This is a genomic window from Sphingobacterium deserti (assembly GCF_000757725.1).
GTDB classification, from domain to species: Bacteria; Bacteroidota; Bacteroidia; order Sphingobacteriales; family Sphingobacteriaceae; genus Sphingobacterium; species Sphingobacterium deserti.
On sequence record NZ_JJMU01000061.1, the window covers coordinates 110,436 to 131,160 of the forward strand.

The following is a 20,725-nucleotide window of genomic DNA, read 5'->3' on the forward strand; positions in this document are numbered from 1 at the left end:
AAATGAAGCACATACCAGTTGGCACAAAAAAAGCTCGCTATTCCATGCGGAACAGCGAGCTGATTTTTACCTTACGGCGTTGGATTAGATAACGCGTACACGTACAGCGTTAACACCTTTTTTACCGTTTTCAACTTCGTAGCTTACGTTGTCATCTTCTCTTACTTCGTCGATCAAACCTGATACGTGTACGAATATGTCTTGACCTCCATTAGATGGAGTAATGAATCCGAAACCTTTAGTTGTGTTGAAAAATTTGATTTTTCCTTCTTGCATGATAATTGTTATTAAATGTATTTTTTATTTTATTGTTTAAGCCATTGCGGCATATTTATTTCTGGTTTTAACGACCTGAATAACATTGCCGGTAAGTTTTTGTATACCTTCGAGATTTTTCCTTTCCTCGCTACTGCATAGAGAAACTGCTGTTCCTGTTTTTCCTGCTCTTCCTGTACGGCCTATTCGGTGCACATATGTTTCAGGAACCTCTGGAAGCTCATAGTTTATCACATGCGGTAGTTCTTCTATATCTATCCCACGCGCGGCAATATCGGTAGCTACCAATATCTGTACCTTGCCATTTTTAAATTCGCTCAGCGCCTTTTGACGGGCATTCTGCGATTTATTACCATGGATGGCCAGCGCACCGAACCCTTTTTTATTCAGCATTTTGCTCACGCGGTCGGCACCGTGTTTCGTGCGGGTGAAGATCAATGTTTGCTGCGCACCATCTGTTTTAAGTAATGAAACAAGGAAAGAAGGCTTATCCGTCTTCTCTACATGGTACACAGATTGCTCAATTAGTGGTGCTGCAGACGATACCGGATTAACGTTGATCTCTACCGTATCGCGCAATATGGAAGTTGCGAACTTACGGATGGGAGGGGGCATCGTTGCCGAGAAAAATAACGTTTGACGCTTGGTAGGCAGATACGTTAATATCTTCTTAATATCGTTAACAAAGCCCATATCCAGCATGGTATCGGCTTCATCCAATACCAAAATTTCTATGGCTGATAGTTTGATTTGGTTTTGACGAGCCAGGTCTAGCAAACGGCCAGGAGTAGATATGATAATATCTGTTCCCTTTTTTAAGTTGGCAATTTGATTGTTGGCAGATACGCCACCGAATATCAACGTTTGTCTGCTTTGTACATACTTTCCGTAGAAACGAAAATTTTCTTCTATCTGTACCGCTAATTCACGGGTAGGGGTCAAAACCAATACACGTGGGGCACCGACTATTTTAGCTTTTGACTGTGTAATTTTTTGTATAGCAGGGATTGCGAAAGCAGCAGTCTTTCCAGTACCCGTTTGCGCACAACCAATGAGGTCGTTATTACCTAAGATGACAGGAATTGCCTTTTCTTGAATCGGGGACGGACTGCTATAGCCCATTTCGCTAATCGCTTTTAATATGGGAGGGATAATGTTTAAATCTTGAAATGTCATGATGGATACTCCATCTTATCGTTCTTTGTTGGAATGTGATAAGTATCGAGCGTATGGAGGATTAAAATTAAATATTTTTGTAAACTAAATCAACTGCAGTCATCTCTTATAATGTAGATTTCCTAATATGGGCAGCTGATAAAGCGACAACTGAAAGAGAAACGATATGCTAGACTCGATCAGAAATAGCAGAGGCAGTAGCCTTATACTTTACAAAAGTAAGTTAAATTTTTTATAAACCGTGTATTTATTTTTTTAGTGGCATGATGAACTTATTCATCCCCGCTAGGGGGATAGTCAAAAAACAACGTTAGCGCATCATTGATGGATTTGATAGACAGATTTATTCAATACTACGTATTTTGAATTTTATTTTTAACGAACTGATAAACAATAATTTTTATCGCGTTTCCCCAAAATAACATCTATCGACACATTTTAGCAAGCAAAGAGCCTATGTTGAATAGTTATTTTATTTTGTACATTTACAAAAATCGATATAGTATACATTTCGTCGGTTAGCCATATGAAAGAAAATTATCAAGTGTTTTTAGACCGCTTTGAACAAAGTTTGCATAACCTTTTCCATAGCGAAGCTAATATTAATGAGTTGAGTGTGAACCGTGGTCTTCCGAGCGAGATATGGAACGGAATTATGGAGCATAAGCCCTTATCGGTAGCCATACCTGAAGCCTATGGTGGTCGGGGAAGTCATGTAAAAGAATGTTTGGGTATTCTTGCTGCGGCCTCCTACGAATCGCTCCCGCTCTCACTAACCTTCGGAATAAATATTGCGCTGTTTTTGGAACCGCTCTCCAAATATGGTGCTGATAGTATTAAGCCTTACATTTTCGGCAGATTTTTGGAAGGACAGGCTATGGGTGGATTGATGATCACGGAGCCGGATTTCGGAAGTGATGCGCTCAACATGCGAACCTATTACACGCAAGAACAAGATTCGTATCGTTTGAGTGGTCAAAAACACTGGCAGGGGCTGACCGGAATGGCCGAATTTTGGCTTGTAGCGGCGCGCAAGCAAGTTGCGGGCGGCGAATTGGCTCGCGATATCGATTTCTTCGTTACAGACAATAACAAAGATGGTCAGCGTATTCATGTTGAGCATTATTTCAATAATTTGGGTCTATATATGATTCCATATGGACTAAATACAATTGATATTACCGTTCCTGCCGAACAAAAGCTACAGCAACATAGTACAGGCATAAAAATGATGCTTGACATCTTGCATCGTAGCAGGTTGCAATTTCCAGGAATGGGCATGGGCTTCATAAAACGCATGCTGGATGAAGCTTTGGCACACTGTATCAACAGAAAAGTTGGCGCACAAAAGCTGTTGGAACTGGATTCTGTACAGTATCAATTATCGCGTATACAGGCGTCCTACTCCTTATGTTCGGGAATGTGCGCACGAAGTTCTTCCATCAGCGGTATCGAGCATGATCTTGCCACAAAGGGACTAGAAGCAAATTCTATGAAAGCATTGGTAACTGACCTCATGCAGGAGGCGGCGCAAATCTGTGTGCAGCTTTCTGGTTCAAGTGGTTATAAAATAGATCATGTTGCTGGACGTGGCATTGTAGACAGCCGCCCGTTCCAGATTTTTGAAGGATCCAACGAAATGCTCTACACGCAGATTGCCGAGATCATCGTCAAGCAGATGAAAAAGGAAAAGCAAACAAATCTTGGCCAATTTATCCAATCGCTAGAACAAACGAAATTAATCGGCGACAGATTTACTAAGTTGCTCGATTTCAGCTTGCCTGACGGATTAGTACAACGTCAACTTATTGTTCTTGGTAAAGTAATTGCGCGTTTGATAACCCTTCAATATGTTTATGATATGACCGGAAAAGGTTTCCGCAGTGATCTTTTTGAGAATAGCTTCAAGCATATGCAAACCGATATCCGTAAACTGTTATCAGATTTTTCTAATGTGAACAGCGCTTCGCCGATTGTGGAATATCAAGATGCCTCCAATTGGATGGATTTTATTTAGCAGACAAGACGCAATCAAATACGGATATTTAAGCAAACAGAGCGAGGAACGAAATGGGTTCCTCGTTTTGTTTATTGCGTTTTGCCATTTCCGCTACAAGCGGCACCGTCGTTCTTATTTGGAACGTGTGTAATCGAACCGTGTGTCTTCAGGTTCGAGGTATATAATGCTTTGCGGCTTGTTTAGCAAAGCAGCCACTTCGCGAACGGAACCCTTTACATCGAAATACAGCTCGCCCGACAGTTTGATACGTGTAAATCGCTTCTCGTCCAAGTCTTCTTCTTCATCTAGATTGGTAATGTTTGCCACGCCAAAAACTTGTGTTATTTCGTCCTCAGACGCTTGCAAGGTGAAAAATAGTGCCATAATTTATCCTTATTTGCTGTTACATCAGCGCAACGCCCTGTAACTTTTTTCTAAGAACGTGTGCTAAACGATATTGTTCTTCAGAATTTTTGACGATTCGTCGATGTCAAACCCACGCGTTGCGTTATCAGGATATGCTGATGGGGCGAGGATAAACTATAACGAATAAATTACCGCGTGTTTGTGATAGAATTAGTTTCTTTGTCTATTGGGCGAACGACGTTTCAGAATTCTTCATACGCCCCATTTGTTACTATCTTATTTTCTATATGCATCGATTCATTACATGTTATTTAACTTTTAGCCTACTATTTGGCGTTGCTATGGCACAGAAGCAACCTGTCGACTATGTCAATCCGTTCATAGGCACTACGAACTATGGTACTACGAATCCTGGCGCGCAGGTTCCGCAAGGACTCATGAATGTATCGCCTTTTAATGTGATGGGCTCAACGCTTAATAAGGTCGACAAAGATGCGCGCTGGTGGTCCACACCCTACGAGCATAATAATAAATTTTTAACCGGCCTTGCGCATGTCAATTTAAGTGGCGTCGGGTGTCCTGATATGGGAAGTTTACTCCTTATGGCGAGTAGCGGCAAATTGAACGTGGATTACCATGCCTACGGGAGCACTTACCGGGAAGAAAAAGCCAGCCCAGGATATTACACAGCTTTATTGGACAAGTATAATATCCGGCTGGAATCTTCAGCTACGGCACGTGTCGGCATTACGCGCTTCACTTTTCCTAAGGGCGAGCATAACATTTTATTAAACCTCGGCGAGGGATTAACCAATGAAACTGGGGCTACTGTGCGTCGTGTAAGCGATACGGAGGTGGAAGGATCCAAGCTACTGGGGTCTTTTTGCTACACAAATAACCAAGCTGTGTATCCGATTTATTTTGTTATGCGTATTAACAAGGCGCCGGTTAGTGCCGGATACTGGAAGTTCCAGCGTGCCGGAGAGGAATGGGAAAATGATTGGAACAAGGACGCTGGCAAATACAAGATTTTCACAGACTATCGGGGCGAGCTATCGGGCGATGACATCGGCACGTTCTTTACGGTGAAAACCGACGAGAACGAAGCGGTGGAAGTACAGTTGGCCGTATCGTTTGTTAGCATGGAGAATGCACGCCGCAATTTGGAGGCGGAACAACCTGTGGGCGGCTTTGACGCCATTCATAAGCAAGCAAAGGCCGCATGGAACAAAGATCTATCAAAGATAGAAGTGACCGGCGGCTCCGAAGATGAACGCACGGTGTTTTACACGGCTTTGTATCACGCACTCATCCATCCAAACGTCTTTCAGGATGTCAACGGCGAATATCCAGCCATGGAAAGCAGACAGACGTTGCATACCGATAGAAATCGTTATACTGTGTTTTCGTTATGGGATACCTATCGAAACGTGCAGCCGTTGATGAGTTTACTTTTTCCGGATAGGCAAACGGATATGATTCGTTCCATGATCGGCATGTACAAAGAGAATGGTTGGATGCCCAAGTGGGAGCTTTACAGTCGGGAGTCCTACACCATGGACGGAGACCCTGCTGTCCCGGTTATCGTAGATGCGTGGATGAAGGGTCTACGCGATTATGATATCGAATCGGTATATGAGGCTTTTTATAAATCTGCTACGGTGACGGATAGCACAAACCGCATTCGTCCAGACAATGCCGACTATACAAAATTGCATTATGTGCCTTTGCGAGACTCATTTGATAATTCTGTATCGCATGCAATAGAATATTACGTAGCGGACTGGAATTTAGCGCAACTTGCAGCATCCTTAGGAAAAACGGCAGATGCCGAAATGTTTGCAAAGCGCGCGCAAGGGTACAAAAATTACTATTCGAAAGAATATGGGACGTTCAGACCTATTTTGCCAAACGGCAGCTTCTTAACGCCATTTGATCCTTTGATGGGCGCAAACTTCGAACCAAACCATGGTTTTCATGAAGGAAACGCTTGGAATTATTCCTTTGCGGTTCCGCATGACATCCCCGGGCTCGTTAAGCTTATGGGAGGCAAGAGAAATTTCGTGGATAAGCTTCAATCGACATTTGATAAGGGCTTCTTTGACGTAACGAATGAGCCGGATATGCTATACCCGCATATATTTTCGGAGATCGATGGGGAGGAATGGCGTACGCAAAAGTTGGTCAGCAATATCTTAAAAACACATTTCACCAACATGCCCGGCGGTATTCCCGGAAACGACGATACCGGCACAATGTCGACTTGGGCACTGATGAATATGATGGGCATTTACCCGTTATGCCCCGGGCGTCCAGACTATACTGTCGTGACACCGGTTTTCGATAAGGTGGTTATCCACTTGGATCCGGCTTACCATGATGGTGCTTCGCAAGTCGTTATTCGTAAAGCAGGTACAGGAAACTATATTAAAAACATCCGCATCGACGGGAAATTAAATAAAGGTTTCAAAATAGCCCATGATAAATTGATTCATAGTAAGGAAATTGTTATTGAGACAATGAATAGGTAGTGTTTTGAATTAGCGTTTTACCTGTTGACGGTAGCGCGTTTTTTAACGGATTGTCCCTCGCATAACTAATTCAAAATTCAAAATTAAAAATTAAAAATTCAAAATTAAAAATTAAAAATTAAAAATTCAAAAGTGAAAATTCAAAAGTGAAAATTAAAAATTCAAAAATAAAAAAAGTATATACCATAGCAACTCTATATACTCTCTACTGATAACTAATCTTTATACGCACTACGCACTACGCACTACTCATTACTCACTACTCACTACTCATTATGCACTAACTAACGCAAGCAATATCCCTGACGTTGAGGCGACGGTCACACTGCTATCGACAGCATCCCCCATATTACTGTCGCCCGCCCATTGCCTGTCGTTGCTGTCGAGCATAATCTTCCACTGGCCATCAACTTCATAGCTTTGCGTCTCTGCTGAAAAATTTAGGATTGCCAACATCTGGTTTTTTCCGCTGCCCATTGTAAGAAGGATGCTATCCTTTTCTTTATCATGCTCTACCGCTAATTGCTCTCTTCCGAAGCTGCCCGACGCCTGCAGCTCGCGACGTAGCTTTATCAACTTCGTGTAGTAGTTCAACATTTTTTGCTGTGTGTCTGCTTCAACTTCATTCCAGTCTAATACGCAGGTATTAAAGGTCGCTGTCGCTTGCGGATCGGGCGGTGTACCTTCGCTTTGGAAATCTGCAAATTCAGCTTTTCTGCCTTCTCGTACAGCTTCAATCAGCTCTTCATCGCCATGGCTCACAAAGTACTGAAACGGTTTTTCGGTACCCCATTCTTCACCCATAAATAACATCGGTGTATACGGGGAAAGTATAACAGCCATGGCCATGAGCCGTTGCACGCTTTTCGAATATAAGGCTGCACTACGTTCACCCAGCATTCTATTTCCTACCTGATCATGATTTTGGGAAAAGACAATAAAGCGCTCCCCACTTAGCCCGGCTGCTGATGTGCCGAAAAACTTCTCCCGATGTGTAGAATAATTGCCATCAAAAACGTAGGCTTTTTCGTAGGCCTTTGCCAAGTCTTCCAACCCATTAAAATCCTTGTAATACCCTTTTTTCTCTTCTCCGGCTGCCACCCGTAGGGCGTGATGAAATTCATCAATCCACTGGGCATCCATTGCAAATGCATTGTTCTGCAGCGGATCTAAGTACCGCCTGTCGTTTAAATCGCATTCAACGATCAGGTAATGCGGTTTTTTGCGAGCTGCGATAATATCGTCTGTGAGTTGACGTACCTCCTGCAAAATATGTTTTGGGCTAAAGTCCTTTATAGCATGCACGGCATCCAGTCGTAGCCCATCGATGTGGAAATCTTCAAACCACATACGGATGTTGGCCAATACAAAATCGCGAACACCGTGGCTATAGGCATCGTCATAATTGATCGCTTTACCCCAGGGCGTGCTGTATTTTTCCGTGAAGTAGGGACCAAAGTTGGGAAGATAGTTCCCTTCTGGTCCGAAGTGATTGTACACCACATCAAGAATCACGGCTATCCCTGCTTCATGGCAAGCATCAACAAGTTGCTGCAAACCCTTTGCGCCGCCATAGCTGTGTTGCACGGCGAAAAGAAAGACGCCATCATAGCCCCAGTTTCTATCACCTGGAAACTGGGCTACGGGCATAATTTCAATGGCATTGATCCCTAATTTTAGCAGATGCGGAATACGTTCGATAACGCCAGAGAAGTCATGGCTAGCGGTAAACGTTCCTACATGCAGCTCATAGATAATGAGCTTATCCAAAGCGGGAGGGTGGTAATTTTCATCCCGCCAAGGATACTGCAGATCGACGATTTGCGAAGCGCCATGCACGCCCTCGGGCTGCGCTAGCGAAGCAGGGTCGGGGTAAGGCTCGCCATCAATTTGAAAGCGATAGGAATCGCCTTCCTTTAAGGCATCACTCTCCGCATACCAATAGCCATATTTTCCAATGGCTAAAGGAATGTCTGCACCACGTTTCTCCACTCGGCAAATAACCGACTTCGCGTCTGGCGCCCATACATTGATGTGCGCCGTTCCATTTCGAAGTGATACACCTATATTATTAACTCCTGTTTCAAACATAAATTTAAATCGTTGCAAAAAAACTATTTTGTTGGCTGTTCGATTTCTTTCGACATAAGTAGCACGATAGAGCGCGATTGTACGGCAATCTTGCTACCAGCATCATACTCTTCATGCGCTTCAATAACGTCCAAGCTGGTGTCTAACATCTTGACCCATTTTTTGCCATATTTTTCTGATGGTAATTGGTAGTCCAACGTTTCCCAGTACGCATTGAACATCAAATAAAAGCTATGATCCAAAATCTTCGTACCGTCTTCATTCACGGAACGGATGCCGTGACCGTTTAGGAATACAGCCAAAGAGCGTGCGAAATCGTGCTGCCAGTGCGAGTCTTCCATTTCTTGGCCTTCTGGTAAGAACCACGCGATATCCTCGAGTCCTATCCCTTTTATTGGCATGCCTTGAAACCATTTCCGACGTGAGAACGTAGGGTGTTCTTTGCGAAACGCTATCAACTGTTGTGTGAATTTTAGCAAACTTTCGTCCTTACCAGCCCAGTCCAGCCATGAGATCTCATTATCTTGGCAATAGGCGTTGTTATTCCCGCCTTGCGTGCGGCTAAATTCATCACCAGCAACAATCATAGGAACACCTTGCGATAGGAACAGCGTTGTCATCAAGTTTCGCTTTTGTTTAGCACGAAGGGCATTTATCGCTTTATCATCTGTAGGGCCTTCGGCACCGCAATTCCACGATCTATTGTGGCTTTCACCATCATTATTATCCTCGCCATTTGCCTCGTTGTGTTTCTCGTTATAGGAGACGAGGTCATGCAACGTAAAGCCATCATGTGCGGTAATAAAATTTATGCTGGCCGTCGGCTTTCTGTAATCATCCTGATAAAGGTCGGACGAACCCGTTAACCGATCTGCAAATTCGCCCAACATACTATCCGCACCAATCCAATAATCGCGGATGCAATCCCGATACTTGCCGTTCCATTCCGCCCATCCCGGAGGAAATTTACCGACCTGATAACCACCCTCGCCGATGTCCCAAGGCTCGGCAATAAGCTTCACCTGAGAGATAATAGGATCTTGGTGTATGACATCAAAGAAAGAGCTTAATTTGTCTACCTCATGCAACTCTCTAGCCAATGCTGAAGCCAAATCGAAGCGGAAGCCATCAACATGCATCTCCTGAATCCAATAGCGTAGACTGTCCATGATCAACCGCAAAACACTCGGATAGCGTGCATTTAGCGTGTTCCCTGTTCCCGTATAGTCTGTGTAATAGCGCGCATCCTCCTCCAAACGATAATAGGCTGCATTATCTATTCCTCGGAACGACAAAGTCGGCCCCATTTGATTGCCCTCGCCCGTGTGGTTATACACCACATCCAAAATAACTTCAATGCCGGCCTTATGCAAGGCTTTCACCATTTCCTTAAATTCATTAACTTGTTGTCCCTGGATACCGTTTCCGGCGTAGCGCACATCAGGAGCAAAGAAGCCTATTGTATTGTAACCCCAATAATTGGTCAAGTCATTATCTTTCAGGTGCCGATCTGTTATAAAATGATGCACCGGCATCAACTCTATAGCCGTGATGCCCAAATCCTTTAAGTAATTGATGGTAACAGGATGTCCCAAGGCTGTGTAGGTTCCCCGAATTTCTTCCGGAATATCAGGGTGCTGCTGCGTAAAGCCTTTGACATGTGTTTCGTATATGATGCTCTTATGCAAAGGAGTGTGCAGCAGCTTGTCGCCTTCCCAATCAAAATTATTGTCTACTACTACACATTTCGGTATAAACGGGGCACTGTCGACATCGCTAAAACTTAGATCTTGGTCCGGGTGTCCAACATCGTAGCCAAAAAGCGCATCGTCCCACTGCAAGGTACCTGCAATCGCTTTTGCATATGGATCGATAAGCAATTTATGCGGGTTAAAACGGTGCCCGTTCTGTGGGTCGTAAGGGCCATACACACGGTACCCGTACAATTGCCCGGGATGCACATCGGGAATGTACACGTGCCATATTTGGTGTGTACGTTCCTTAATACGAATTTTTAAAGATTCTGTAGGGTCTTCGCTACTATTAAAAAGACAAAGGTCTACGCCTTCAGCATTTTCGGCGTAAATAGAAAAGTTCACCCCCTGTCCATCATACGTTGCCCCTAAAGGGTAGGGCGACCCCGGAAATACTTTCGTGTCCATGTTTTAAATAATTTCTTGTAAGGTTATGGCGTACATATCCTGCTTCATACAATACCCATACATGTAGTGCTATCGACAAAACATGTGTAATGGTATTCCAGCATGACGTACGTTATGTTTGTGCTATCATAACAACTTACCGACTCGCTAAGTTTTGCGAATAGTATTTTATTTTATTGCGGCATACCCTCGCTCAAATGTTTTAGTAAGCTTTTGATGGAGTGGACGAACGTTGGACCACATCGCGCCTGCAGCTTCATGAATAGATATGTAGGGCATTCCTTAATAAGGCTTTGTGTAACAACTTTTTTCTGCAAAATAGGTTATACATTAAAACGTATTCCTGCTATGCTAGAAATTGAAAAGTTGTTTGTGGGTGGTGCCGATTTTGATTTTTTGACAGAGATTATTTGGCGAACGGTCATCATGTTTATTTTGATATTGATCATCTTGCGTTTGTCCGGCAGGAGAGGGGTTCGGCAGCTCACGCTTTTCGAAGTGGCAATAATTATAAGCCTCGGCTCCGCAGCGGGCGATCCCATGTTTCAGGAAGATATTCCTGTTGTCTATTCAGTGATCGTTTTTGGTTGCGTGATGGGCGTATATAAGCTTGTTACGTGGTTGGCTTCGCGTCTTAAGTGGGTGGCCGTCATGATGGAAGGCAAGGCAATGACGATCGTGAAAGATGGAATGTTTGATGTGCGCCATGAGAATCAGCACGATTTTTCCAAAATGGAATTTTTCGCCGAGCTTCGCAACCTTTCTATCGAGCACCTCGGCCAAGTGCGTGAAGGCATCCTGGAAGTTGATGGCACGATGAGCGTGCTATACTATAGCGATGAAGATACGAAACCTGGGCTGCCGTTATTTCCGTCACACTATATTGAAGTTAAACCGGCTGAGCGTACCGGACCTTTCGCATGCATGTATTGTGGCGCGGTGCAGCATGAAGTTGTGCTAGGCACCCACAAATGTGATCGTTGCGGACGAGATAGGTGGACTTTAGCTTTAAAAACCAAGCGCGCCTAATCTCGCCCGATAACTTTACAACCTATCGTATAGCGTAGCGTATAGCTTTAGCTGCTGTATCTTCGGCTGTTTAAAAGCGTTAGGCAGCATGCGCCACGACCAATTGCTTACTGTACTCGATGGCGTGTTCATGCGGTGTTTTTTTCCAAGCGATAATACGTCTTGCATAGGGATAATGACCGTGTTTGCTACCGATCCATAAGCCACTTTTGTAAGCAGGTCCGCCACGTTCTTGGCATAAACCGTAGAGGATAAGTATGCCTGCAGTCGGCTGCGGGAATTTTGGTCTATATCCGCCTTAAACCATCCCACCGTCGTATTGTTATCATGCGTGCCGGTATAAACGACAAAGTTTTTCCGGTAGTGATGCGGTATGTGTGGCGACTGCGGCAGGTCGTCGCCAAAAGCAAATTGCAGCACTTTCATTCCTGCCAATCCATATTTGTCGCGGAGCGCGTAAACCTCGTCATCAATATCTCCTAAGTCTTCTGCGATAAAAGGCATCTCACCGAAAGCAGATTTAAGCCTATTGAACAAGTCCCTTCCGGGGCCGGTCTTCCATTCACCTTCTGCTGCAGTTTCAGCGGAAGCGGGGATACTCCAATAGGCGGCAAAGGCCCGGAAGTGATCCAAGCGAACCTGATCGAATAAAGCTAAATTTTGCTTCACACGAGCGACCCACCACTGGAAGCCTTCTTTCTTATGGTTTGCCCAACGGAACACGGGCATTCCCCACTGTTGACCGTCAGCGTTGAAGTAATCTGGCGGAACGCCGGCCATTTCCTTGATCTGTCCATTATTATCGAGCGCAAATAAATGGCGGTTTGCCCATACATCGGCAGAGTCATGGCCGACATAAATAGGAATATCACCAAGAATCTCGATATTCAATCCATAACAATAGGCTTTAAGTTGAGCCCACTGCTTGAAGAATATGTATTGCAACCACTTTTCGCGCTCCAGAAGCTTTTTGTTTTCATGTGTGAATAGTTGTAAGGCTTGCGGATCACGTTCTTTGTATTCTTTTGCCCATTCGTGCCAAGGAGCATCTTGATGGTACTGCCGCAAGCTCATAAATAGGGCGTAGTCATTGATCCAAAAATCTTGTTCTGAACAAAATGCAGAAAAAGCAGCGTCATTACTAGGGTCGGCACGTTCAAAGGCTTGGTACAGGCATGGCATTTTTGACGATACGACGCTATCGTAATCTATGTTATTGGAAGCTTCTGCTAGTTGTTGTTGTAATTCTTCTTCATGCAAGAGATTTTCTTTCACCAAGGTCTGAAGATCAATAAAAAGCGGATTGCCTGCCATGGCACTTAATGTGCTGTATGGCGAGTATTGTTGCTGCTTGGAAAGCGGGTTAAGCGGAAGCACTTGCCAAAAGCGCTGCCCGGCAGCATGTAGATTCCGGGCAAAGGAAAATGCGCTGTCGCCTAAATCGCCGATACCATAAGCGGATGGCAGAGAGCTGATGTGCATCAATATGCCGGCACGACGTGGGTTTGGCGCTATTTCATACGCCAACACCGCAATAGGAAGCTCTTGGAATAATTCGTTTAAATTTACCTGACCTCCCGATCCTTCGCCTGTGTACAACACACTTTTCCATGTTATAGCAGCCTGTGTAGGTAGGATTACCCGTGTATCTTCCCAGTCGAAGTCACGTAATTGGTTTTGCTGTAGCTTGGTGATACCGGCGAGGTGCAAAGGCAAAATCACGACAATTGACTTGTTGTGGTATTGTCGTGCAAAAGCCATAACATGCTGTTGATATTTCCCTTCGACCGGCAACGGTTGATAACTTCCCTTCTCAAAAGCCTCGGTTGACGAATGCCTGAGTTGCGCTAGCGTATGTAACAACCATAGTTTAATCTTCCCGTTTTCACGTTCTTCCCAAAGGTTAGCCAGCCGGTTCTGATGAGGTATCTTGGTTATGTCATCCAAATACTCCCTTCGTTTCTGATAATCGACAGGTCGGCGGTTATCCGGATCCACAAAGCTAAAATCCCATAGTTCTGTACCTTGATAGACATCAGGCACACCTGGCGCGGTAAATTTTAGTGTGAGTTGTGCTAACGAATTGATGACGGCGAAATCGTTGAAACTGCGGAGTAGATCCTTTAGCGACTTAATAAACTTGCCTTCCGGCTGAAGCAAGAAGCGGGCAAATTGATGTACAGTGTCTTCATACTCCTCGTTCGGTGTTGCCCAATCCGATCGTTCCTTACCTTCGCGCAAGTACTTTGTCAAGAATGCTAAAAAGCGTTCCTCGAACGTCGTATCCTCTTCTCCCGACATAGGGTATGCGCCATATAGCGATTGGTAAATGGTATATTCATCATTCGGATGAGGGAAGGGGCCATCATACGTTTTCTCCAATATGCTGTGCCATTTTTTTACCGCTGCTATCCAGCGTGATGGCCATGCCGTGATCACTTGCAGACGGCTTCGGGTGTCTTCTGCTCGCTTCGTGTCATGCGTACTGCTGCCGTTCAGCGCCAATGGCCAGTGCTTTTGCCTTGCCGCCATCAGTGTATGGAAATCTTCTACCAACAGTCCGAAATTTTCCGGATGGTCGCCCACTTCGTTACTACCTAGATAGCGGTTGTATGTATACATCAATGTATCTTCAACCCCTTTCGCCATAGCAGGGCCGGCGAATTGCATACAGCGTGTAAAAAATGTAGCTGCTCGTTTTTTGTAATCTTCGCTATCGGAAACTTGTGCCCGTCTTAGTGCTTCGACAAATTGCATCACTTCTGATTTATGATCAGGGTTCATCTTTTTGACCTTTTTAAACACCTTTTCCAACTGCTGATAATTCTTAGCGGCTAAGGGAAAACTGCTGTCGTAAAACCGATAAACGGGAAATTCAATCAATAAAGATGTGATAACCTCTGTCATTCTCCTTTTATCAAGGACTTTACTATCTTCTGCAAGTTCAAGATCAAAGAACAGCGCGCAAAGATTATCCATTTCGCCTTGCATATGCTTCTGCAAAATAGCCGTCTTCTTTTCGCGCTGCTGCTGCTTAATAGATAGTTGCTTTCCTACAAATTTGTTGTAAAATTTATCTAGCTTTTTTCTCCCCCCACGGTCTACCAGTAGATTGTTACTTGCGGCTAAAAACTCATAACCAGAGGCGCCCTGGATGGGCCAGTCCGCAGGCAGGTCTTCTCCATGTTCCAAAATCTTCTCTGCAACGATGTAAGTCTCCGGACCGCAGAGCTGGCGAAGATCATGAAGGTATGCGGTGGGATCGTAAATACCATCGATATGGTCTATGCGTAAACCATCAATAAGCCCTTCTTCGAGTAATTGGGCAATAAAACTGTGGACATCGTTGAAAACCGCTGCTTTATTAATATTTAAGCAGATAAGGCTATTAACAGTAAAAAATCGTCGAAAATTAATTTGACTGTCGGTTTCCTGCCAATGACAAAGCCGATAGTGCTGCTCTTCTAATAGGCTTTCAAGTTTGTCGGGAGACTCGTTGATTTCCGTAAGGTATGCAGCTAACTTTTTTTGATCAGAATTGCTAAGATTCGTTCCATCAACGTCGCTAATACGATATTTTGAGAGGATTGCCTGCGCGCTTTCAGCTGATAGTGGCCATTGTTGGTCAAAGTATTTTACGTACAGTTTTTGATCATGGTAGCATATACCGATTTCCTGATCAGCAATTGCCTCCGAAAGAGATTTCCCTAGCGTAGGAACCATCAATTTTTCCTTTGCAAACCAATCTCCGCTGTAGCTGGTGTCGAAATAATCTTTGTACTTCGATTCAGCGCCGTATTCGAGTAAGTCCATCAGCCATGCATTAGATGGATCAAATGCCATATGGTTAGGTACAATGTCTTGTAGCCAGTTTAAACCTTCAGTGTCAAGTTTGCTTTTAAGCGCTCGCAACTGTTCCAGACTGCCTATTTCTGGATTTACCTCCTGCATATTGATACCATCGTAGCCGTGCATGCTACCTGATACGGCACTTAAAATCGGTGACGCATAAACCGTATCTATGCCAAGCTTGCTGAGGTAGCTGTGTACATTTTCTAAATCGCGCAGCGTAAAGTCTTTATTAAATTGTATGCGGTAAGTCGCTAGTGGAGCTTTCATGGTTTGTTTATCGTTCTTTATCTAACAGGATGAACAACGTTTTATGCGTAAAGTTTTAGATTGAAAAACGGTAAAATTTGCAAACGATTTCATATCCTGAACGTTCATCTCGTGTATGAAATGTTTAGCATTTTCAAACTGAAATAAGCTTGAAAATAATCGGGACATTTCAGTTGACGGATAATAGAATGATGAGACACTATGAAATGGCAAACGAAACTCCAGTATTACAATAGTTATTTTAGAGCTACTTACAATCTTGGCGATTTTGATCTCCCTTTCGGCATTGATAAGCTCCTTTGTAAAAACGAAGCACTCCGCTCGAAGAATAGAACGCTTTTCCGTGATTTCCTTTTGGAACATGACGCTGCTCATCTGGAAGAAGAGATGCAAAGTTTTGACCACGCAGCAAACAATCTCATTATGTTGGATCAGGCAAGTGTGCAGTATTTCCTTGAAGAATCTGGTGTTAATATGCTTCGCTCGGATATTTGGATAGACGACGAAGACTGCATTTTTAAGGTAGTTGACGTCGCTGAAAAAGACGTACTATTTGAGCTGGATAAAACCTTGACCGCTATTGTCGGTGTGAATGTGCTTCCGCAGGAAATAGTGGGGCACAGCTGTTCATGGATCGATGTGAGCGAATTTAGCCACAATCTTAACCGCACGAATTTAGATAAGTACCGCGCCAGAATCGCCTCGTAGCTTACCGACGGCTACGAGCGTTCCTCGCTGAAGAGCCGAAGATAATCTCTACGTTTCGATTCCGATAAGCGTCCGCAAAGCAAACCACAAAAAAGTAAATAATATGAGTACAGAAAATTTATACAACGCAGAAGCTATTAGCAAATTAAAAGAATTGGTTGATAGTATCGATATCGGTATGTTGTCGTCATACCCTGCAAACAGTGATTACGTCCACGCGGTGCCGATGAGTCGGCAAGAGGTAGATGACGAAGGAAACATTTGGTATTTGTTTTCATCTGAAAGCGAAAGTTTTGACCACTTAAGTGCAGATGATAAAGTGAGTCTATTGTACAGTGATGTCAGTGACTACAAGTTTTTAAGTATAAATGGTACAGCCGAAATTAGCGAAGATCGAGCGCGTATCGACAAATATTGGAATAAGATGGTGGAGGGCTGGTTTGACAAAGGCAAGGAAGATCCGCGCATCCGTGTTCTGAAAGTAATCCCTGCTGAAGCACATTATTGGGACACCAAGTCCAATAAGTTGGTAACATTCTTCAAAGTTGCCGCCGGTGCGATAACAGGCCAAAAAACTGATAGCGGCAGACAGGGCAACTTGGAATATTAATTTGCCTTTTTTAACTTCTTTCGCAAAGCAGTCTTATAAACTGCTTTGTTCTAATTTTTACATACCATATGGTAAAGACACCGCTAATAGAAGACTTAGCAGTTTTGAGCGATAGAAATACGTGTGCGGTCCTAGATCGGTCGGGCAGCATTGCTTGGTACTGTCCTGACAGGTTTGACAGTGAGCCGCTTTTATCGTCCCTCGTTGATCCTGCGGACGGCGGCTATTGGTCTGTCAGTGTGGAAAACTCTGTTCCAAAGGATCGCCGATATTTGGATGGAACGAGTATTTTGGAACATGTCTTTGAAGATACTTCCGGAGCGAGAACAATCTTTCGCGATTGGATGCCAGTTTCCAAGACACAGCACGGCATAATCAGAGAAGTCGTTGAATCGGCACAGCCACTGCATGCAACACTCCGTATTTGGAACACCGTAAAGCAACGCGCTGGCCTACCCGAAATGGTTCACCAAAATGCGGTGAGATTTGCGAACGAAGGATTATACCTGGTGAGCAGCCATCCGATTCATATTCTGGATGATGCTACGGTTAACTTCAGCATAAATACCGGTGAAAGCGGTTGGGCTTTTTTAACCAAGGATGAAGAAAGCCTGGAGCTTTCAGCCCTTGATGAACTCTTTGAGGACACCAACGATAGCTGGCGGGAGATAACGGGTCTTTTTGACTACGAGGGGCTATACAGGGAAGAGGTGTTAGCTTCTATACGCAGCATCCAGCAGCTTACATGTGGTGTTACCGGCGGCGTTTTGGCGGCAGCTACCACCTCCTTACCAGAGGTGATTGGTGGGGAACGAAATTACGATTATCGTTATGTATGGGTGAGGGATGCGGCGCTTATCACGGCGGCTTTGACGACGCTAGATGTGGAAGGAAAAGTCGAGGTGAAGTTTCTGGAGTTTATCTATCAAGCGATGCGGAAAAATAGGGATAAATGCGTTTATCCGCTTTACACCATTGATCACGAAATTATTGATCATTTGGATGAGCTCCTGGCTGATGGCTATGAGGGAAGCAAGCCCGTGCAGATTGGCAATATTGCGGGGGATCAGCGGCAGTTAGATGCTGAAGCGAACATACTCATATCAGCAAAAATGATCTATGATAAGTATGGCGAGCGCTATCACTGGAAATCCGTTCGTGCAGTCGCTAATCATGTCTGCGATCATTGGCAAGCTCCTTGTCATGGAATATGGGAAGAGGGCGCGGAATTGCAATATACCTGCGGTAAAGTGTTTGCCGCGATCGGCTTGGAAATGATCGCTAAGTTTTCGGATAACCCCGTAGAGGCAAAGCGCTGGCGGGATGCAGCTAAAGAAATTCGGAATTTTGTAAGTACCCATTGTTTAACAGATGATGGAGCCTTCGCTAATTATGCAGGCTCGCAAGACGTGGATGTATCTGCAGCACTGTATGTGCTTTGGGATTACGTAGCGGCAGATGCGCCTGAAATGCGGGCCACAGTACGCCGATTGGAGACGGATTATTGTCAGGACAACCTTTATTGGCGCACCCTTGTGGAATTTGAGTCCAAAAAGGAAGGTGCTTTTCTCGCTGGGTCTTGCTGGATGGCTCATTACTATGCCGTCGCTGGCGATTTTGATAAAAGTAAGGCGATTCTAGATGCGGTGAAATCATTCCAAAATGATTTAGGTTTTTTATCTGAAGAGGCTGACGTAAAAACAGGTCGCTTACTGGGCAATTTCCCGCAAACATTTGTGCAGTCGTCTTTCATATGTGCAGCAAATGGATTAAGTCGCGAGCAAGAGGGGGTAGATACCGTTACACGCGTTGAATAAATACGTGGCTACTAAGGATAAATCCACTTTTATTGAACATAATTGTCGTAAAAACTCCTGTTTTGATAATATACAAAGATAAGTGAAAACTTGGTCGCAAAATTGCCGTTATCTATGTACTAATGATGCTCTGATGCTGTTACCATTTACAGGTATGATGAAGGATGATGCTGTGCTAGGGTGTTTATTAGTGAAACTACTTGGAAAAACATAAGATTTATACGATGAAAATAGGTATCACTTTCTCTGCTTTCGACCTCTTACATGCGGGACACATTAAAATGCTTGAAGATGCAAAAGATCAATGCGATTACTTGATCTGCGGTTTGCAAACAGACCCAACACTTGACAGGCCTGAAAAAAACAAACCTACGCAAACGGTTTTTGAACGGTATATGCAACTGAGAGGCTGCAAACACGTGGACAAAATTATCCCGTATGCAACAGAACAAGATCTAGAGGATATTATGCGCTCTTTTAAAGTACATGTTCGCATTTTGGGAGACGAATACATGGATAAGAATTTTACCGGAAGGTCTTACTGTGAGGAGAAAGGAATCGAATTGTATTTCAACAGACGTGAAAATCGTTTCTCCAGTTCATCGTTGCGCAAGATCATCGCGACAAAGCAGGATGCAGCTGATACAGCCATCGTCACGCTGAAAGAAAATTTTGAGTTTGAAACGAAACGGGCTAACGCTTAATTCAAGGTAACGTCTCTTAAAATTGGGAATAAAAGATGAAAATAGGAATCACGTTTGGAGTATTTGATTTATTACACATTGGGCATTTAGTGATGCTTGAGGAAGCGAAGCGCAATTGCGATTATCTCATCGTAGGTTTGAAGGCGGATACGATGGATATTGACGCGGAAAAAGCGGCGCCTGCACAAACAGTCGTAGAACGCTTTATAAAGTTGGAAGGCTGCCAGTTTGTGGATGAAATTCTTCCATACGAGTCTGAAGAAGATTTGATGGATATATTGCAGTCGCTTTCTGTAGACGTGCGGTTTATTGGTGAAGAATACAAAAATGTAAATTTTATCGGTAAGCAATATTGTATTGAAGAAGGGATTGCCATCCATTATACGAAAAGAAAACATCGTTTTTCAAGCAACGGGCTGCGCACCATTGTTACGGAGAAGGAAATCGCGAAGTCGATGTTGTCGAAACCTGCAGAGAAATCGACATTTACGCTCCAACGTTCATAATAGAAATTAATAATTAATAATTTTTTTAATCATAAACAATATATACATTATGGGAAGTATAGCAATTTTAAACGATTTGACAGAAATCAATAATGATCGTGTAGCTGGGTTTGAGAAAGCTTTAGCGGATATCAATGACGAAAATGTAGATTTAAAAGCCATTTTCCAACGTTATGCTGAACAAAGCCGCAAATTTAGCCAGGAACTTAGTGCGTTAGTTGCTAGTCACGGCGGAGATATCGAAACTGGAAACAGTGTGAGCGGTACATTGCACAGAGCGTGGATTGATGTGAAAGCATTGTTTGGAGGATCTGATCGCGTAAGTATCTTAAACGAAGCTGAACGCGGTGAAGATGCGATCAAAGCTGCTTATAAAACAGCATTGGAAAGAGGCGAGCTAAGTGGTGAAGCACATTCAGTGGTTACCAATCAGGCTGCCGAAATCAACGAAGGGCACGATGAAATTAAGGCACTTCGCGATGCAGCGCGTTTAAGCGAATAATTTGTTCAATATATTTTCAATGAAGGCTGTGCTTGTGCATGGCCTTTTTTTGTTCATGGGCCGTGCAGGCTACCCGACCGCATCAAACCAATTTTCTTAAACGCCTTCCTATTTTGACAAACGGTAGAA

15 protein-coding genes are annotated in these 20,725 nt (G+C 43.9%); 9 read left to right on the forward strand and 6 right to left on the reverse strand.

What is annotated here, in order from left to right:
• Positions 1–84 precede the first annotated feature (84 nt).
• Positions 85–276, reverse strand: a complete 192-nt coding sequence (locus DI53_RS15975) for a cold-shock protein (RefSeq protein WP_037501947.1) — start codon at positions 274–276, stop codon at positions 85–87.
• 36 nt (positions 277–312) lie between these two features.
• A complete protein-coding gene (locus DI53_RS15980; protein WP_037501950.1) occupies positions 313–1,452 on the reverse strand; it encodes a DEAD/DEAH box helicase in 1,140 nt (379 codons plus the stop codon).
• A 526-nt stretch (positions 1,453–1,978) separates the two neighbouring features.
• On the opposite strand from DI53_RS15980, the gene DI53_RS15985 reads away from it, so the two are divergent.
• Positions 1,979–3,469, forward strand: coding sequence for an acyl-CoA dehydrogenase family protein (locus DI53_RS15985; protein WP_037501953.1), 1,491 nt, complete (start codon positions 1,979–1,981; stop codon positions 3,467–3,469).
• Positions 3,470–3,583: 114 nt separating this feature from the next.
• Here DI53_RS15985 and DI53_RS15990 read toward each other — a convergent pair whose 3' ends face one another.
• Positions 3,584–3,835, reverse strand: a complete 252-nt coding sequence (locus DI53_RS15990) for a hypothetical protein (protein WP_037501957.1) — start codon at positions 3,833–3,835, stop codon at positions 3,584–3,586.
• A 323-nt stretch (positions 3,836–4,158) separates the two neighbouring features.
• On the opposite strand from DI53_RS15990, the gene DI53_RS15995 reads away from it, so the two are divergent.
• Positions 4,159–6,348, forward strand: coding sequence for a GH92 family glycosyl hydrolase (locus tag DI53_RS15995; protein WP_206538048.1), 2,190 nt, complete (start codon positions 4,159–4,161; stop codon positions 6,346–6,348).
• 273 nt (positions 6,349–6,621) lie between these two features.
• On the opposite strand, the gene treZ is transcribed toward DI53_RS15995, so the two are convergent.
• Together treZ and glgX are read right to left on the reverse strand one after the other, a co-directional pair.
• A complete protein-coding gene (gene treZ / locus DI53_RS16000; RefSeq protein ID WP_037501963.1) occupies positions 6,622–8,439 on the reverse strand; it encodes a malto-oligosyltrehalose trehalohydrolase in 1,818 nt (605 codons plus the stop codon).
• A 23-nt stretch (positions 8,440–8,462) separates the two neighbouring features.
• Positions 8,463–10,601, reverse strand: coding sequence for a glycogen debranching protein GlgX (gene glgX, locus DI53_RS16005; protein ID WP_037501966.1), 2,139 nt, complete (start codon positions 10,599–10,601; stop codon positions 8,463–8,465).
• Between the two features lie 216 nt (positions 10,602–10,817).
• Between glgX and DI53_RS16010 the strand changes: the two genes are divergently transcribed.
• Complete coding sequence (locus DI53_RS16010; RefSeq protein ID WP_241462453.1) at positions 10,818–11,630, forward strand: DUF421 domain-containing protein; 813 nt, start codon at positions 10,818–10,820, stop codon at positions 11,628–11,630.
• Between the two features lie 15 nt (positions 11,631–11,645).
• On the opposite strand, the gene treY is transcribed toward DI53_RS16010, so the two are convergent.
• Positions 11,646–15,749 carry a malto-oligosyltrehalose synthase gene (treY, locus tag DI53_RS16015; protein ID WP_037501972.1) on the reverse strand — a complete coding sequence of 1,368 codons (4,104 nt, stop codon included), beginning with the start codon at positions 15,747–15,749 and terminating at the stop codon, positions 11,646–11,648.
• Between the two features lie 201 nt (positions 15,750–15,950).
• Here treY and DI53_RS16020 point away from each other — a divergent pair, with 201 nt between their 5' ends.
• The 6 genes from DI53_RS16020 to DI53_RS16045 all read left to right on the forward strand — a co-directional run bounded on the left by DI53_RS16020 (position 15,951) and on the right by DI53_RS16045 (position 20,596).
• Entirely contained in the window at positions 15,951–16,457 is a 507-nt protein-coding gene (locus tag DI53_RS16020; RefSeq protein WP_037501975.1) for a hypothetical protein, read from the forward strand.
• 103 nt (positions 16,458–16,560) lie between these two features.
• Positions 16,561–17,067, forward strand: a complete 507-nt coding sequence (locus tag DI53_RS16025; protein WP_037501978.1) for a pyridoxamine 5'-phosphate oxidase family protein — start codon at positions 16,561–16,563, stop codon at positions 17,065–17,067.
• A gap of 68 nt (positions 17,068–17,135) precedes the next feature.
• The gene (locus DI53_RS16030; RefSeq protein ID WP_052072480.1) at positions 17,136–18,884 is read left to right on the forward strand and encodes a glycoside hydrolase family 15 protein; all 1,749 of its coding nucleotides are present in this window, start codon (positions 17,136–17,138) and stop codon (positions 18,882–18,884) included.
• 224 nt (positions 18,885–19,108) lie between these two features.
• Entirely contained in the window at positions 19,109–19,588 is a 480-nt protein-coding gene (locus DI53_RS16035) for an adenylyltransferase/cytidyltransferase family protein (protein ID WP_052072481.1), read from the forward strand.
• A gap of 35 nt (positions 19,589–19,623) precedes the next feature.
• Positions 19,624–20,094, forward strand: a complete 471-nt coding sequence (locus DI53_RS16040) for an adenylyltransferase/cytidyltransferase family protein (protein WP_052072482.1) — start codon at positions 19,624–19,626, stop codon at positions 20,092–20,094.
• A 49-nt stretch (positions 20,095–20,143) separates the two neighbouring features.
• The gene (locus DI53_RS16045) at positions 20,144–20,596 is read left to right on the forward strand and encodes a PA2169 family four-helix-bundle protein (RefSeq protein WP_037501981.1); all 453 of its coding nucleotides are present in this window, start codon (positions 20,144–20,146) and stop codon (positions 20,594–20,596) included.
• Positions 20,597–20,725: the final 129 nt, after the last annotated feature.

Coding starts and splice junctions, on each gene's coding strand:
- treY (WP_037501972.1), bottom strand. CDS start 15,749: ATGAAAGCTCCACTAGCGACTTACCGCATACAATTTAATAAAGACTTT.
- DI53_RS15980 (WP_037501950.1), bottom strand. CDS start 1,452: ATGACATTTCAAGATTTAAACATTATCCCTCCCATATTAAAAGCGATT.
- DI53_RS15990 (WP_037501957.1), bottom strand. CDS start 3,835: ATGGCACTATTTTTCACCTTGCAAGCGTCTGAGGACGAAATAACACAA.
- treZ (WP_037501963.1), bottom strand. CDS start 8,439: ATGTTTGAAACAGGAGTTAATAATATAGGTGTATCACTTCGAAATGGA.
- DI53_RS16030 (WP_052072480.1), top strand. CDS start 17,136: ATGGTAAAGACACCGCTAATAGAAGACTTAGCAGTTTTGAGCGATAGA.
- DI53_RS16025 (WP_037501978.1), top strand. CDS start 16,561: ATGAGTACAGAAAATTTATACAACGCAGAAGCTATTAGCAAATTAAAA.
- DI53_RS16035 (WP_052072481.1), top strand. CDS start 19,109: ATGAAAATAGGTATCACTTTCTCTGCTTTCGACCTCTTACATGCGGGA.
- DI53_RS16020 (WP_037501975.1), top strand. CDS start 15,951: ATGAAATGGCAAACGAAACTCCAGTATTACAATAGTTATTTTAGAGCT.
- glgX (WP_037501966.1), bottom strand. CDS start 10,601: ATGGACACGAAAGTATTTCCGGGGTCGCCCTACCCTTTAGGGGCAACG.
- DI53_RS15975 (WP_037501947.1), bottom strand. CDS start 276: ATGCAAGAAGGAAAAATCAAATTTTTCAACACAACTAAAGGTTTCGGA.
- DI53_RS16045 (WP_037501981.1), top strand. CDS start 20,144: ATGGGAAGTATAGCAATTTTAAACGATTTGACAGAAATCAATAATGAT.
- DI53_RS16040 (WP_052072482.1), top strand. CDS start 19,624: ATGAAAATAGGAATCACGTTTGGAGTATTTGATTTATTACACATTGGG.
- DI53_RS16010 (WP_241462453.1), top strand. CDS start 10,818: ATGGAGTGGACGAACGTTGGACCACATCGCGCCTGCAGCTTCATGAAT.
- DI53_RS15985 (WP_037501953.1), top strand. CDS start 1,979: ATGAAAGAAAATTATCAAGTGTTTTTAGACCGCTTTGAACAAAGTTTG.
- DI53_RS15995 (WP_206538048.1), top strand. CDS start 4,159: ATGGCACAGAAGCAACCTGTCGACTATGTCAATCCGTTCATAGGCACT.